This window comes from Planctomycetota bacterium (assembly GCA_039182125.1).
In the GTDB taxonomy this organism is placed as follows: Bacteria; Planctomycetota; Phycisphaerae; order Tepidisphaerales; family Tepidisphaeraceae; genus JBCDCH01.
Map to the genome: position 1 here is coordinate 1 of JBCDCH010000093.1, position 15,346 is coordinate 15,346.

The window sequence follows — 15,346 nt, forward strand, 5'->3', positions numbered from 1 at the left end:
CGGCTGCGCCGCGGCCGCAAAATGGGTCACTTGCTCTCCGCCAAGATGTCCCGCCCCTCCTCCGGATCGCGCGACTCTTGAGCCTGCTTGCGGATGTCGTCGACGTCGCTGTCGAGATCGCCTTCGCCGGCGGTGACTTCCTCGGCCGTATCGATGATCGTCGCCGGCGTCGAGGGCACGGTTGGCTTGGTCTGCTCCTCCACCTGCCGCACCGGCACGCCGTCGGGGAAGATGATCTCGCGCGCGTCGTCGGGCATGCTGATCCCCGCGTTCTCCAGGGCCCGCACCACCAGGCGGATCATCGACGACTTGATCTTGAGCCCGCTGTGCTTGGAGCCGTCGATCCAGAAGTAGACCTTCATGTTGATCGTGGACGATCCAAGATTGTCCGCGAGCACCGTCGGCTCCGGGTCGTCGAGCACGGCCGAGTGATGCTGCAGCACCTTCAGCGCCGCGTCTTGGGCGAGCTTGACCGAGGCGTCGTAGCCGATGCCGACGACAAACGTGAGCCGCAGCTTCGGGTTGGCGGTGAAGTTCTTGATCGTCGACTTGTAAATGGTCGCGTTGGCAATCTGGATGTGGTTGCCGTCGAAGTCGACCAGCACGGTGCCGCGCATGGTGACCTTCTGGACGACGCCGGTGTAGCCGGTGACCTCAATGACGTCGCCGATCTGAAAGGGGGTTTGGACGGAGATGAGGATGGACGCGAGGAAGTTCTCAGCGATGTCGCGGAACGCGAAGCCAATGACCAGGCCGATGATGCCGGTGCCGGAGACGACGGTCAGCGCGATGTTGGTCAGCCCGGTAATGCGCAGGAACAGGTACAGCCCGCCGAGGATCACCAGCACCGCCACGAGCTTGCGCACCACGCCCCGCAGCAGCGTCGAGTCGGTCAGCTGCTTGAGCGGCAACGTCAACAGCCGCCCGATGATCCCCGCCAGCAGGATGCACGCGATCAGCACCAGCAGCCCGATGCCGATCAGCGGCAACGATCGCAAGAACCCCTTCCAAAGATCGGCCACCTCGCGCGAAATCGTCTCCGTCTCCAACACCGGCGCCGGGGTCACCGACATGTTGTTCACCACCGCGACCACGTCCTCGGTCTTACGCGCCAGCTCCGACGCCCAAGCCTTGTACTCGTCCGTGCCGGCCTCGCCTTCGAGAAACACGATCCCGTCCCGCACGTCCACGGTCAGCCCCTGGTACCGCTCCGACGCCTCGTAAATCTCCCGTAGCCGCTGGGCGATCTTCGCGTCGTTGGTTTCGCCGGTGACCTTGACGGTCTGCTCGGACGACTCGAGCGCGGGCTCGTCGCCGTTGGCGGGGACGGTCGGCGTCGCGGTGTTCGGGGAGGCCGCGACCAGAAACAGCAACAGGATCACCCAGCGCATGGCCGCGTTGTAACCGGCCCGCTTGTCGATTCCCACTTTTGCCCTTGCAGCCCACGATCGGCGCGGTAGGTTTTTGTTCGGTATTCGGTCGGGTGCCGGTTACCGGAAAGGAAAAGCCCATGCTGCGTTGGATGTTTCTCGACATGAACAGCTTCTTCGCCTCGTGCGAGCAGTACGACGACCCCCGCCTGCGCGGCAAACCCGTCGGCGTCTGCCCCATCATCGTCGGCGGCAGCGGGGCGGTCATCGCCGCGAGCTACGAGGCCAAGGCACGCGGCGTCGGCATGGGCGTGCGCGCCGCCGAGGCACGGCAACTCTGCCCGGACATCCGACTCATCAAGGCCCGCCCGTCGCGCTACATCGAAATCCACGAAGCCGTCGTCGAGAGCATCAAGAAGCACGTCCCCATCACCAAGCGCTACTCGATCGACGAGTGGTCGATTCGCCTGCTGGGCAAGGAGCGCGAGCCGGCCGAGGCACGGGCGTTGGCCGCGCGGGTTCAGCAACAGATCGCCGCCGACTTCGGCGGGGCCTTGCCGTGCTCGATCGGCGTCGCCCCGTCGCGCCTGCTGGCCAAGACGGCGTGCGAACTCAAGAAGCCCAACGGCCTGACCGTGCTCGACGTCGACCGCATGCCGGCGGCGCTGTCGACCATGGCCCTCCGCGACATCCCCGGCATCGGCCCTGGCATGGACAAACGCCTCCGTCTCGCCGGCGTCGACACCATCGGCAAACTCTGGGCACTCACCGAGGACGATTGCCGACGCATCTGGAGCTCGGTGCAGGGCGTGCACTTTTGGATGGGCTTCCATGGCGAGGACCCGGTCGAGCCGCCGACGCACACCCACAGCATGAGCCACGCCCATGTCCTGCCGCCGCAGTACCGCAACGACGAGGGGGCCCACGCGATCATGGTGCGGCTCATCTGCAAGCTCGGCGTTCGCCTGCGGATGAACGGCTACGCCGCCAACCGCATCCGTGCCCACGCCGTGCTCCTGCCGAGCGGAACCGCCACGTCCTCCTACCACGACGGCCCGGCGTGGGCCGACGACTATCCGCTGACCGGCGTGCAGGACACGCTCGGGCTGCTCCGTGCGTTCGAGGTGCTCTGGCAACGCCGGCCCTGCACCTTCGAAGCCGGCGGCTTCTCACCCCGCAAGGTCGGCGTCGACGTCGGCCAACTCACGCCGCTCCACGCCACCACCGGCAATCTCTTCGCCCCCGACACCGCCCAACGCCAACTCGCCGCCGCCCTCGACCGCATCAACGAAAAGTACGGCGCCCACACCGTCCACCCCGCCTCGATGCACGAAGTCGGCAGCTACGTCATGGAAGACAAAATCGCGTTCGGCCGGATGCCGCGGGATTGCGTGCCGATGTGAGATGGGGGATACAGGCATCCATGATCATGCGTATCGGCCTCTGGGTGCCACTGCATTTTTGCAGTGGCCGAACCCACGGCGACCCCCACCACTGCAAGAATGCAGTGGCAGCCGGCGTCAACCATCAGAGAAGTGAGTTTGAAGCTTCGGGTCAATTGCGGCCATATTGATATATGGTGCAATCTTCTGCCGTCTCATCTTCGAGGTTTGTGTTAGTGAGCTCTCCATCATGAGTACGCATTCTGGATCGCAGCAAATCTGAAGCAGCTCTCCGACTGTCTGCATGACGAAAAATCGGTTATGCGAAGCGCCGACTTCTATCAGAGCGTCAATCAAGGTTGCGGTTAGTTCGCCATCGTCTACATTCTTCGCAAACTGCTTGTACTGGATCGCAATTTTGTCCGTATAGTCGAAAGGCCAGCCGACTTCCTTGACATACTCACCTGCAGTGGCAGTAATATCCCGAAGCTGATCGAGTTGCGGAGAGGGTAAACCGGCAAAGTTGTTGGGGTTCACTTGCATTAAGCATTGGTGTATCCAGTCGGGGTCGTCCCGATGTGATGCGAGCAGGTCAAGCCACCGTTCAACATGTTCAGGTGAGGAATTCCCTACTGCAAGCTCCTTTGACAGGTCCTCTCCTTCCCCCTTCTCGTCACGCCGTATGCCGATATCAAAGATGGATTTCCATGCTCGCTTCAAGTCACTGACACTGGAAAAGCGTTCATCAGGTTCTTCGGAAGTACATTTCTTAATGAGTGTCTCGAAACCACTTGGGAGATTGCGGAAGCTTTGAATCGGCGCCATAACGTTGCCACCGAGCAGCTCGTAAAGCAAACGGCCAAGTGCGAAGACGTCGCACCGATGGTCCGCAGATTTTGCGTCTGCCAGTTGTTCAGGCGCCATGTAGTATGGTGTTCCCATAGGGAAGCCGGTTTGGGTCTGACGGGTTGATTCTGCGTCGATGATCCGCCCTAAGCCGAAATCACTTACAACGACTTGATCACTGCCCTGCAGTAGCACGTTTTCTGGCTTGAGATCTCGATGGATGATGTTCTGTGAGTGTGCGTAGGCAAGTGCGTCGAGAACTTGATCAAAAATACGTCTAGTTCGCTTGATGTCTCCGCAGATAGCGGCGATCTCACTCCGAAGTGAACGCTCGTACACTGGCATCAAGTAGTACAGCGGAGCGTTCTTTAGTCGCCGCCCGAGAACCGGAACGATATTTGGATGGTCAAGACTTGCAAGAATCAACACCTCTCTTTTGAATCTAGCGCTCGCCTCTTCAGATTCCTGTGGGCTCAAGCCAGCCGTTTTTAGGGTCTTTCTTGCAAATCGTTGCTCTGGATCTCTGTCGCGGACGACAATGCAGACCTCGCCAAATCCGCCGCTGCCGAGCTTGCCCACTTCGACTAGTCGATTTTTCATGGAGCATGTTAGGTTTAAGGTCGGAATTGGTCAACGTTTCCGCCCTGCGACTATCGACTCTTGGCTATCGCCCCGGCCTTGTCATCGCGTCGTAGTTCATCAGCTCGTCCAGCCGCTCCTGTGGCATGAGGTTTTGCTCGCTGACGAGTTGCTTGGTAGCTGCTCATCGCGGCTTGTTCATTCCGAGTGCCGACGTGATGGCGAAGCCGATGCCGCCCCCTAGGGCGCCGCCGATGGCTCCGACGCCCATGCTCCAAAGCAACCCTTCGCCGCCGACGGCGAAGCGGATGACGCTGGCGGCGGCGACCATGGCCGCCACGCAGGCGACGACGATGAACAAACCGGTCGGGGTGAGCTGGGGTTTCTCGCTCATGCGCCGGGCCTTGTCATCGCGTCGTAGTTCATCAGTTCGTCGAGCCGTTCCTGCGGCATGAGGTTTTGCTCACTGACGAGTTGCTTGATGGTCTTGCCTTCGGCGTGGGCTTGCTTGGCGAGGGCGCTGCACTTGTCGTAGCCGATTTCGGGGGCCAGGGCGGTGATGGTCATGAGGCTGGCTTCGAGCAGTTCGCGGCAGCGGGCTTCGTTGACCTCGAGGCCGTCGAGGAGCTTGTCGACGAAGACGTGGCTGACGTTGGTCAGGAGGGTGACCGATTCGAGGAAGGCGTCGATCATGACGGGCATGGCGACGTTGAGTTCGAAGATGGAGCCGACGCCGCCGAGGGCGGCGGTGGTGACGGTGGCGTCGTTGCCGATGACGCGGCAGCAGACCTGCATGACCGACTCGCAGATAACGGGGTTGACCTTGCCGGGCATGATCGAGGAGCCGGGCTGGATGGCCGGGAGGATGAGCTCGCCGATCCCGCAGCGCGGCCCGGAGCCGAGGTGGCGGATGTCGTTGGCGATCTTGGAGAGCGAGACGGCGACGGTTTTGAGCACGCCGGCCGCGAGGACAAACGTGTCTTTGGCGGCCTGGGCCTCGACGTGGTTGCCCGCTTCCATGAACTCGACGCCGGTGCGTTCCGAGAGCGTCGCGCAGACCTTGGCGGCGAACTCGGGGTGGGTGTTGATGCCGGTGCCGACGGCGGTGCCGCCGATGGGCATGGTGGCGCGCCACTCGCCGGTGGCGTCGACGAGTCGGTCGCTGCTGTGCTTGGCCTGCGAGGCGAAGCCGGCGAAGACCTGGCCCATGCGGATGGGCGTGGCGTCCATGAGGTGGGTCCGGCCGATCTTGACGATGTCGTCCCACGCCTTGGCCTTTTCGGCGAGGGTCTTGTGCAGGCGTTTGAGGGCGGGGTCGAGGTCGTTGGTCAACGCCAGCACCGCGGCGATATGCATCGCGGTCGGGAAGGTGTCGTTGGACGATTGGCCCATGTTGACGTGGTCGTTGGGGTGGACCTTGCCGGCGCCGAGTTGCTTGTTGGCCAACGTCGCGATGACTTCGTTGGCGTTCATGTTGGTGCTGGTGCCGGAGCCGGTCTGGTAGACGTCGACGGGGAAGTGGGCGTCGTGCTTGCCGGCGGCGACCTCGTCGGCGGCGGCGATGATCGCGTCGGCGAGGGTCGCGTCGAGCTTGCCGAGGTCCTTGTTGGCGGCGGCGCAGGCGGCCTTGAGGTGGCCGAAGGCGTGGATGACGGCCGGCGGGACCGGGCGGTGGGCGATGGGGAAGTTGTCGACGGCCCGGGCGGTGCTCGCCCCATAGAGCGCGTCGGCGGGGACGGGCATCTCGCCCATGCTGTCTTTCTCGATACGCGTGTCAGCCATGCACGAACGCTAGCGAACTTTGACGCTCTTCTCCATGCGGCGTTTCGCCTCACTGCTGAGCCAGAGCTTGCTCGCGTCCTGACTCCGCCCGGCCCAGCCGCCGCGGACGAGGTAGTGGGCGGCGGCGTCGAAGGTCGCCATGTCCTCGCCGGGGATGACGATTGATTTGGGCGAGATGCCCACGCCGGCGTTGTGGAGCTGGCCGAGCAGGGATGCGGCGCGGGTGATCACGGCGGTGTCGCGTTGGCGTTCGCCGCGCTTGCCGATGGCTTGGAGGAACAGGCGCGGGCCGCGGGTGAGCAGCTCGCGAGCCTTGGCGAGGACGCCGCTGCCGGGCCGGGTGATGTGGTCGGCATCGGCGTGCTTGCCCTCCTGCCAGAACAACACCGGCACCAGCACCAACGCGACAAGCAGCATCGTCACGCTGCACGAAAAATCGTTGTACACGAACGGCGAAAACAGATTGAAGTCGAACACCGGCACCAGCACCAACACATAGATCAACGACCCGACCACGAACACCGGCAACGCACACCAGAGCAGTCCCATGAGTAACTGCTTGCCGCGGTTGCGGGAGACGTTCACATCGTGTTTGCGGAGCAGCTCTTCGTACTGCTGGGTGACGCGCTGGTCGGTGTGGACGCGGTCGACGTCGATGGTGCCGGGCTCCTTGGGCTTCTTGTGCGGGGGGATGTCCCGCTTCGGAGGGTCGGTAGGTGGCGTGTCCGGCCTGTCGTCCTTGAACTCGAAAATGTCCGGCTCGTCACTCATTGGCTGGGCACTGTACGTCCCGCATTGCCAAGCCGCTGCGCCGCAAGCGATGTGAGCCAGACGCGGCGGCGGTCCTTACTGCGTCCCACCCAGTCATGGTCGGCGAGGTAGTCCATTGCCCGGCGGAAGGCCGACTCTTCGTCGGCGGGCCGAGCTAGCTTCTTCACCGATGTGCCTTCTCCGAGGTCCTGGAGTTGAAGCACAATGTCGGCGGCGCGGTTGAGGATGACGCGGTCTACCTGGTCACGCTTTTTGCGCAGCCCCAGGCCTTGCATGATCCAGCGCGGGCCGCTCAGGGCGAGCTCGATGTAGGCGAGCCAACTGGCTTCGGTGGTGCGCAACTCCCATTCGCCGTAGCTGTTTGCTCTGCCCTGGGGAAGGCCCGCGGCGCCATCCTCGTAGAACCGGCCGGCCGTGCGACTCTCGTACCAGAACGCCCACGGAAGCACCAGTGTTGCTGTCACACCCCAGATCGCAATGAACGGCACGCGGACCTCGAAATGACCGAGTAACGCCGCGACGCCGCCTGCGACGACGCTGACCACGATTGCACACCACGCAGCACCGGCTACGAGGACGAGAATCGTTCTTCCCGCTGCCATCGTGTCGTGCTTCTGCAGCTGACCGACGATGCGGTCCTTGCCGCCGCGTGTGAGGTGTTCAGGGTTGCGGTAATCGACATCCATGGGCAGAGCTTCGCGACTGGCCGGGTGGTCGGCCATGATGAAATGCGTCGGCGTTTGGAACGACCAGAGTTGCGGTGTGTGAGCCGGTTTCGATGATGACGCAGTGCTGCAACTGCAATCACTGCTTGGGCTTTTCGTGTTCGTGGGGTTCGTGGCCTTGTTGGGGTGGGGGATGGCGCGGTGGCGGAAGACGGCGTATCGGTTGGCGTGGCGGCCGTTGGTGGGCGGGTTGGCGTTGCAGTTTTTGCTGGCGTTCCTGGTGTTGCGGACCGAGCCGGGGCGGTGGGTGTTCGACAAGCTGAACCTTGGCGTCCAGGGGTTGTTGCAATGTTCGCAGGCCGGGGCGAAGGCGGTGTTTGGGAACCTCTCCACGTTTACGTTGCCGAGTTCGGACGGGTCGGTCGTGGACCACGGGGCGTTCTTCGCGTTCAACGTGTTGCCGACGATCCTGTTCTTCTCGGCACTGACGGCGATCTTCTACCACCTGGGCGTGATGCAGTTGATCGTGTCCGGCCTGGCGTGGGTGATGCGGCGGACGCTGGGGACGAGCGGGATGGAGACGCTCAGTGCGGCGGCGAACGTGTTCGTCGGGCAGACCGAAGCGCCGTTGTTCGTTCGGCCATATCTGCCGACGGCGACGAAGTCGGAGCTGCACGCGGTCATGGTCGGCGGGTTCTCCAACATCGCGTCGGGGGTGTTGGCGGCGTACATCGGCATGTTGACCGGGCTGATCCCGGACGCCGGGTCGCACCTGATCGCCGCGTCGTTGATCTCGGCACCGGCGGGGCTGGCGGTCGCGAAGCTTTTAGTGCCTGAAACCGAGACGCCGTCCACGGCCGACCCTGCCAAGGCCAAGGCCGAGAAGCTCGACGCCAACGTCATCGACGCCGCGGCACGCGGGACCACCGAGGGCATGCATCTGGCCCTGAACGTCGGCGCGATGCTGATCACGTTCACTGCGCTGGTCGCAGTGGTGAACCTGCTGCTCGGGCAGATCGACGAGGGCGTCACGCTCGAGGCCATCCTCGGCTACGCCTTCGTCCCGGTCGCCTGGCTGTGTGGCATCGAGGCGGGGCAGACCTTCGACGTTGGGCAGTACATCGGCATCAAAACCGTGCTCAACGAGTTCATCGCCTACGACATGCTCGCCGGGGCGCTGCGGGATGAGTCACTACAACTGACCGATCGCAGCAAGATCATCACGCTCTACGCCCTGTGCGGCTTTGCCAACATCGCCTCCATCGCCATCCAGATCGGTGGTATCAGCGTCCTGGCCCCTGAGCGTCGCCACGACCTGAGCCGGGTCGGTCTGCTTGCCATGATCGGCGGCACCGTCGCAAGCTTCATGACGGCATGCGTCGTTGGGATGCTCATCTGAAAACAAGTTGCGCTTTCGATGAGCAACTTACCTTGAAGTCCAGTATAAGATGACATAGCGATGTCGTTCCCGTTGCAACTCGAGTACCTGACCTGGCTCCAGGCGGCGCTGATCTTCCTTGCCGGGGCTGGGGTCACGTTGTTGTTGGGGTGGAAGGCGCTTAACGCACTCGGCTCGGGACGGAAGTGGACCGCGATCGTGCTGCGGCTGCTGGTGATCGCGACGATCGTGCTCATCCTCGGCGGGGCACGTTGGGAACGCACGAACAAGAAGGTCGAACTGATCGTCGTCCGGGACGTCTCGGCCTCGGCACAACAGGTGCAAATCGCCGGTGGTGGCGATGTCGACGAAGCGGTGGAGCAGTGGGTCCGCAATCGCTTCGACGATGACATCAACCGCATCGGCGACGACCGGGTCGGCGTGATCAGCTTCGACCGTGATGCGTACATCGACCTGGTGCCCAACACGCAGTTCGAACTGGGTGCTCGGAGCCTGCGTGACCCGCGGAGCGGTTCGGATGCGGCTGCCGGGATCAATCTCGCATTGGCCAGTCTCAACCGCGACGCGATGCACCGGCTGCTGCTGGTCTGGGACGGCAACGCGACACAAGGCGATCTTGACGCGGCGATCGAGGCGGCGGCGAGTCAGGGCGTGCCAATCGACGTGATGCCGTTGCCGTATGACATTGACAACGAGGTGGTCGTCGAGGACCTGATCGCGCCGCCGTTGCGGGACGAGAAGGAGCCGTTCAGCATCGACGTGATTCTCCGCAGCACCAACGCGATCAGCGTGTCGGGCAACCTGACGGTTCGGCACCAGAGCGGGGCGTTGGACCTGGACCCGGACACCCCTGGGCGACAGGAAGCGATGCGGGTGACGCTTCGGCCGGGGCGGAATCGCGTGCCGGTCCGTGTGCCGGCGATGTCGGGGGAAGGGGTGCATCAGTTCCGTGCGGTCTTTGAGCCGGACACGTTGGCTGGGGAACTGGCCGGGAGGGGCCGTGGGGCCGACACGTTGCTGGGCAACAACGCCGCCAGCGGCTTCACGCTCGTCTCCGGTTCGGGGCGCGTTCTCTACGTTGATGGCACCGGCGAAACGGATGGCCAACTACTCTTCCAAGCTTTCCAGCGTGAGGCGATCGACGTCAAGGGCGTCCTCCCCGAGCAGTTCCCCGCGACGTTGCTGGAGCTTGAGCCGTACGACGCGGTGGTATTGGCCAACGTCCGCCGGGGTCCCGGCGGTTTGTCCGAGCAGCAGCAGCTGAACCTCGCCAACTACGTCCACGAGACCGGCGGCGGCTTGGTCATGATCGGCGGGCCCGACACCTTCGGTGCCGGCGGCTGGCTCGGGTCCAAGCTCGAAGAAGTCCTGCCCATCTCCATGGACGTCCCCGCCAAACGGGAACTGCCCAAGGGGGCGCTCGGACTGCTGATCCACTCGGTCGAGATGCCCGACGGCAACTATTGGGGCGAGCAGTGCGCGATCAAAGCCGTCGAAGTGCTCAACGCCCGCGATGACGTTGCCGTGGTCAGCTACAACTGGGGCGGGATCAACGGTGGCGGCAACCAGTTCGATTATCCGTTTGCCCAAAAGGGCGACGGTTCCCGCGTGATCGCCGCCATCAAGGGCATGCAGAACGGCGACGCCCCCGCGTTCCACGACGCGCTCGACATCTTCATGAACGGGGACGGCACCAACCCCGGCATGGTCGATCTCGATGCTCGCCAGAAGCATGTCATCATCATCTCCGATGGTGATCCGTCGGGCCCGTCGCAACGCCTGCTCCAGCAGTACGTCGACAACAAGGTCAGCATTTCCACCGTCACGGTTTACCCGCACCCCGGCATGGGCGGCGGGGCGGGCGGCAACGGTATCCCGCCGCTGATGCGCGACCTGGCCCGGCTCACCGGTGGAAACGCGTACGGACCGATCAACGCCAACCCGAACCAACTGCCGCAGATCTTCGTCAAGGAAGCGACCGTCGTTCGGCGCTCGCTCATCCAAGAGTCGTCGACCGGCATCCCGGTGCAACGCAACCCCGTGCCCAGCGACATGACCGCCGGGCTCGCGGAGATTCCGCCGGTGTTCGGTTACGTCATCACGACCAAGAAGGAGTCGCCGCTCGTCGAGATGCCGTTCACGCTCGGCAAGGAGAACGACCCGCTCATGGCGACCTGGCGTAGCGGTCTCGGCAAGTCCGCCGTCTGGACGTCCGACGCGTCCAACCAGTGGGGCACCAACGTCGTCGGCTCGCCTTTGTATGACAAGCTGTTTGCCCAGATGGTCCGTGGCGTGCGTCGGCCGCGAGAGTCGACCGACTTCGACGTTCGCACCGCCATCGAGGGCAACCGCGGCACCATCGTCGTCGAGGCCTTCGACCGCGAGAACGCTTTCCGCGACTTCCTCACCGTCGCCGGCTCGATCACCGGCCCCGACGGCCAAGGCCAACCCGTCCGCCTGCAACAGGTCGGCCCCGGCAAGTACGAAGGCTCCTTCGATGCCAGCGGCGAGGGGAACTACGTCGTCGGCCTGCAATACACCTCGCCCGACGGGGATCAGGGCCGACTCCGCGGGGGCACCACCGTCAACGGCGCGCCCGAGCTTCGCAACCTCTCGACGGACATGGGCAAGCTGCTGGAGATCGCCGAGCGGACCGGTGGCCGAGTACTCGAGCCTTTCGATGCTGCTGGCGTGTCGTTGTTCACGCGCGACGGCTTGCGCCCTTCGTCCAGCCCGTCGCCGATCTGGGACTTGCTCATCCCCGTCGCCATTGCGTTGCTGTTGCTCGACGTGGCCGTGCGGCGGATCGCGCTGGATTACCTGACGGTCAAGACCGCGATGGCGACCGGTGCCGACCGGACGCGTAGTTTCTTCATGGCCGGCAGTCGGCAACACCGTACCGAGCAAAATCAATCGCTCGACTCACTCCGCAACGTCCGCGAAGGCAAGGAGCCGGAACCGGTCTCCACGCGCAAGTTCGAAGCGAGCGAGTTCGGGGGCGGTGTCGAGGGCGATCTCACCAGCGTCATCGGCGGCGCGACTGACAAGCCGATTCCCAAGGACAACCCTGCCGCCAAGCCCAAAGCCGATCGCGAGAAGCCCGGCGAAGGCGGCATGGCTTCGCTCATGGAAGCCAAGCGCCGGGCGCGCGAGAAGATGAAGAAGGATCAGGAAGGGCGTTGAACGCTGGGTTTTTGCAAGAAACGCGCGAAGTCCGGTAGGCCCTGGCAATCGCACAGAATGGGTGGCGATGGTCACATCTGACGTGATGCAGGGCCGGGTCCGCGAGGTAAGCTGTGCCCATGGCAGATGTAACGCAAGGCTACGAGGATTCGACGTATCTTCTCGGTGACGCAGGGGCTTTGCGTGCCCGGGGCGAGGCCGATGGTTACTTGTTCTTCGCCGGACGCATTCCGACCGAGCCGTTGGTCGAACTCCGTCGACAGATCATCTCGATCATCGACAAGCACGGGCTGTTACATGCGGATTCGACCGATGACGAGCCGCGCGCGGACGCGGAGAAAGTTTCGGCCGAGCCGTTCTTCGCCGGGTGTACCGAGCCGATCTATACCGACGTCCAACGGCTCGAACTGTTCCACCGCATCGCCCATCACCCGACGATCCTCGACGTCTTCGAAACACTCTTCGCCGGCCCGGTTTTGCCACACCCGCGGAACATCGCTCGTGTTCTTTTGCCGGGCAAAAACGCTCGGCCCACGCCGCCACACCAGGATTACATCCACATCCAAGGAGCGGTGCAGACGTGGACCGCGTGGTTCCCGCTGACCGATGTCCCGCGTGAACTCGGCGGGCTGTCGGTGATGCCCGCGTCCCATCGCAAGGGCATCATCGCCGTCGGTGGTGCCGAAGGTGCCGGCGGCCTTGAAACCCAACTCTGTCCGGGGGAAAACACCTGGATCGAGCATGACTTCAAACTCGGCGACGTCTTGATCTTCCCCAGCACCACCGTGCACAAGGGCCTGCCCAACCAACTAGGCGACCGTATCCGCCTCTCTTGCGACTTTCGCTACCAGGACGCCGCTGACGACATCGAACAGCAATCCCTCGATCCGCATCGCCAGGTGCTCACCTGGGACGAGATTTACGCCGGCTGGGAGCGCGACGACCTGAAGTACTACTGGCAGAAGCACGATCTGCACATGTCGCTCTGGGACGAAAGCATCCGCTGGCAAAAAGAGCGGATTTGTAACTGAAGCGGGGCATCACTTGTCTTCGTGTGGGCCGCCGCACTGGCCTTTGGTTCCGGCCGCACCGGCGTTAGGTGCCCGCTCCGGTCCTTGGAAAGGTTGAATGACGGTCCACGTCAGCTTTACCGCATCTTCGTGGACTTCATCGATGTGGTACTTCACGATCATTGTCTGCGGGCCGTCTTCTATCTGCTGGAGATAGACATGCCCAATGACAGGCTCGATCCATTCTGTGTGCCAGTCGGCATTATCGGGTGCCACATCCGGAGACGCTGCGAGCGGCATTTCTCCAAGGTCGGTCACACGGCTACTCATGCCACTCACCGGGCTGATGTGGATCAAACCGCAGCGGTTGAGCAGTAGATCGACGTAGTTCTTGTGAATGGCAACATCGTGGGTCTCTTGCCGGAAGCTATAGGCCGAGTTCTTGTATGGCCCGTTCTCGACACGCTTCTCAAGGGTGATCTGTGCGGATTTTCCGGCTTCGTCAATGGCAAGAGCCGTCGTTGCAAGAACGGCCGTAAGCAGCGCGGCCAAGGTGATCATCAAAATTTTCATGACATCTCCTGTCGATTGGATATGTGACGGTTGGTGGCTACGCGATTGGGTACCACGTCTCCCAGCTTCGCATTGCTGTCATTGTCACAAATCGGGTGGTCAAGGCAATGGTCATTCTGCTCTTGTCGCAGCTTGTTGTTGCAACGGGTGGCGTCCACGCGTGTGCGTAGTATAACTTCCCCGATTCATTATGTCCGAACAGCAAACCCCCGCCGACGTTCAAGCACTCACCGATGCGTTTCGCAAGGATTACCTGGCCATCAAAGCCGAGATCGGCAAGGCGATCGTCGGGCACTCGGAGATCGTCGACGGCGTGCTCACGTGTCTGTTCTGCGGCGGTCACGCGTTGCTCGAAGGCGTGCCCGGACTTGGCAAGACGGCGTTGATTCGTGCGTTGTCCGAGGCGCTGCACCTGAAGTTCACCCGCATCCAGTTCACGCCGGACCTCATGCCGGCCGACGTGATCGGGACGAACGTCATCATGGAAAACGACGAGGGGCACCGCGAGTTCAAGTTCATGGAGGGGCCGATCTTTGCCCAGATCGTGCTCGCCGACGAGATCAATCGTGCCACGCCCAAGACGCAGTCGGCCATGCTCGAGGCCATGCAGGAGAAACAGGTCACTGCCGGCGGCGACATCCGCAAGCTCGAACGCCCGTTCTTCGTGATGGCCACGCAGAACCCGCTCGAACAAGAGGGCACTTATCCGCTGCCCGAAGCGCAGCTCGACCGCTTCTTCTTCAAGTTGCAGGTGCAGTACTCCAACCGCCAGGAGCTGGCCGAGATACTCGATCGGACGACCAAGGGCATCACGCCGCAACTCTCGGCCGTGCTCGACGGGGCGAAAATCCTCGAACATCAAAAGCTCGTGACCAAGGTCGCGATCGCGCCACATGTACAGGACTTCGCGATCCGTTGCGTGCTGGCGACGCACCCCGGCGGCGAGTTCGCGACGCCGATGGTGAACCAGTACGTCAACGTCGGTGCATCGCCCCGCGCGGCTCAGGCGATCACGCTTGCCGCAAAGGTTCGGGCGCTCGTTGATGGTCGCTTCCACGTCGCCGCCGACGATGTCAAGGCCGTCGCCATCCCCGCGATGCGTCACCGCGTGGCGCTCAACTTCGAGGGCGAAGCCGAGGGCGTGAGCACCGATGATGTGCTCAAGCAGATCACCGCCGAAACCCCTGAATCCCTCGGCACCGTCGCGGCGTAAACTCGCGGCGTGTCCGACATTGATCTCGCCATCTCCCACTCGAAGAAGCTGGAGTCGCTGCTTCGGAAGCATTGCGATGCCCGGGGTGGGGGGCTGCACGAGTTGACCGACGACGTCGAGCACAAGCTGCCGGCCGATATCGTGAAGAAACTCCGCGTGGTCGCGACGGTGCGAAACAAGATCGTCCACGACGCGGACTACACGAAGATCGAACAACGCCGCAAGTTCATCCGTTCCGCCGAAGCCGCCGAGGATCACCTGATCAAGCTAGGCGACAAGCGGGCTCTAACCGATGGGATGTTCCTCCGCACCGCCGGCTTCGTCGCCATCAGCTTCCTGGTCGGCGTCGTGATCATCATCTACCTGATGTGGAATCTGTGATGCCCGTGTACGACGTACCCGAAGACGCCGGCCCGTTCGTGGTCGTGACCAGCAAGGGCGAGTTCGCCGTGGCCGATGTCGCCGCGATGGAGATGGGCGCCCAGGCGGCCAAGCTCGGTTTGCTGTTCATTCCGTGCCGTGACGAAGCGCAAGCCGAAGTGCTCGCCGAGCAACGCAATTCCGGCGAGCACC

The 15,346-nt window shown here is 63.1% G+C and carries 14 protein-coding genes; 7 read left to right on the forward strand and 7 right to left on the reverse strand.

Annotation, left to right across the window (positions count from 1 at the left end; all coding sequences use genetic code 11):
- Nucleotides 1-26: 26 nt before the first annotated feature.
- Entirely contained in the window at nt 27-1,391 is a 1,365-nt protein-coding gene (locus AAGD32_16845) for a mechanosensitive ion channel family protein (GenBank protein MEM8875917.1), read from the reverse strand.
- Nucleotides 1,392-1,510: 119 nt separating this feature from the next.
- Between AAGD32_16845 and AAGD32_16850 the strand changes: the two genes are divergently transcribed.
- Complete coding sequence (locus AAGD32_16850; GenBank protein MEM8875918.1) at nt 1,511-2,773, forward strand: type VI secretion protein ImpB; 1,263 nt, start codon at nt 1,511-1,513, stop codon at nt 2,771-2,773.
- Between the two features lie 117 nt (nt 2,774-2,890).
- Here the strand turns inward: AAGD32_16850 and AAGD32_16855 are convergent, their stop codons facing one another.
- The 5 genes from AAGD32_16855 to AAGD32_16875 all read right to left on the reverse strand — a co-directional run bounded on the left by AAGD32_16855 (nt 2,891) and on the right by AAGD32_16875 (nt 7,452).
- Nucleotides 2,891-4,198 (reverse strand): serine/threonine-protein kinase, encoded by a 1,308-nt coding sequence (locus tag AAGD32_16855; protein ID MEM8875919.1) that lies wholly within the window; start codon nt 4,196-4,198, stop codon nt 2,891-2,893.
- A gap of 163 nt (nt 4,199-4,361) precedes the next feature.
- On the reverse strand, nt 4,362-4,571 hold the full coding sequence (locus tag AAGD32_16860; GenBank protein MEM8875920.1) for a hypothetical protein: 210 nt from the start codon (nt 4,569-4,571) through the stop codon (nt 4,362-4,364).
- Entirely contained in the window at nt 4,568-5,959 is a 1,392-nt protein-coding gene (locus tag AAGD32_16865) for a class II fumarate hydratase (GenBank protein ID MEM8875921.1), read from the reverse strand. The genes AAGD32_16860 and AAGD32_16865 overlap by 4 nt, the downstream gene beginning before the upstream one ends.
- Nucleotides 5,960-5,968: 9 nt before the next feature.
- The gene (locus AAGD32_16870; protein ID MEM8875922.1) at nt 5,969-6,730 is read right to left on the reverse strand and encodes a hypothetical protein; all 762 of its coding nucleotides are present in this window, start codon (nt 6,728-6,730) and stop codon (nt 5,969-5,971) included.
- The gene (locus tag AAGD32_16875) at nt 6,727-7,452 is read right to left on the reverse strand and encodes a hypothetical protein (protein ID MEM8875923.1); all 726 of its coding nucleotides are present in this window, start codon (nt 7,450-7,452) and stop codon (nt 6,727-6,729) included. Before AAGD32_16875 ends, AAGD32_16870 begins: the two co-directional genes overlap by 4 nt.
- Before the next feature lie 67 nt (nt 7,453-7,519).
- Here AAGD32_16875 and AAGD32_16880 point away from each other — a divergent pair, with 67 nt between their 5' ends.
- The 3 genes from AAGD32_16880 (at nt 7,520) to AAGD32_16890 (ending at nt 13,008) form a co-directional block, all read left to right on the forward strand.
- The gene (locus AAGD32_16880; GenBank protein ID MEM8875924.1) at nt 7,520-8,794 is read left to right on the forward strand and encodes a nucleoside transporter C-terminal domain-containing protein; all 1,275 of its coding nucleotides are present in this window, start codon (nt 7,520-7,522) and stop codon (nt 8,792-8,794) included.
- Between the two features lie 60 nt (nt 8,795-8,854).
- On the forward strand, nt 8,855-11,977 hold the full coding sequence (locus tag AAGD32_16885; GenBank protein ID MEM8875925.1) for a hypothetical protein: 3,123 nt from the start codon (nt 8,855-8,857) through the stop codon (nt 11,975-11,977).
- Between the two features lie 119 nt (nt 11,978-12,096).
- Nucleotides 12,097-13,008, forward strand: a complete 912-nt coding sequence (locus tag AAGD32_16890) for a phytanoyl-CoA dioxygenase family protein (protein ID MEM8875926.1) — start codon at nt 12,097-12,099, stop codon at nt 13,006-13,008.
- 9 nt (nt 13,009-13,017) lie between these two features.
- Here the strand turns inward: AAGD32_16890 and AAGD32_16895 are convergent, their stop codons facing one another.
- A complete protein-coding gene (locus tag AAGD32_16895) occupies nt 13,018-13,560 on the reverse strand; it encodes a hypothetical protein (protein MEM8875927.1) in 543 nt (180 codons plus the stop codon).
- Nucleotides 13,561-13,750: 190 nt separating this feature from the next.
- Here AAGD32_16895 and AAGD32_16900 point away from each other — a divergent pair, with 190 nt between their 5' ends.
- The 3 genes from AAGD32_16900 to AAGD32_16910 all read left to right on the forward strand — a co-directional run.
- The gene (locus AAGD32_16900; GenBank protein MEM8875928.1) at nt 13,751-14,773 is read left to right on the forward strand and encodes a MoxR family ATPase; all 1,023 of its coding nucleotides are present in this window, start codon (nt 13,751-13,753) and stop codon (nt 14,771-14,773) included.
- Nucleotides 14,774-14,782: 9 nt separating this feature from the next.
- The gene (locus AAGD32_16905; protein ID MEM8875929.1) at nt 14,783-15,154 is read left to right on the forward strand and encodes a hypothetical protein; all 372 of its coding nucleotides are present in this window, start codon (nt 14,783-14,785) and stop codon (nt 15,152-15,154) included.
- Nucleotides 15,155-15,159: 5 nt separating this feature from the next.
- On the forward strand, nt 15,160-15,346 hold a 187-nt coding region (locus tag AAGD32_16910), incomplete at its 3' end, for a hypothetical protein (protein MEM8875930.1).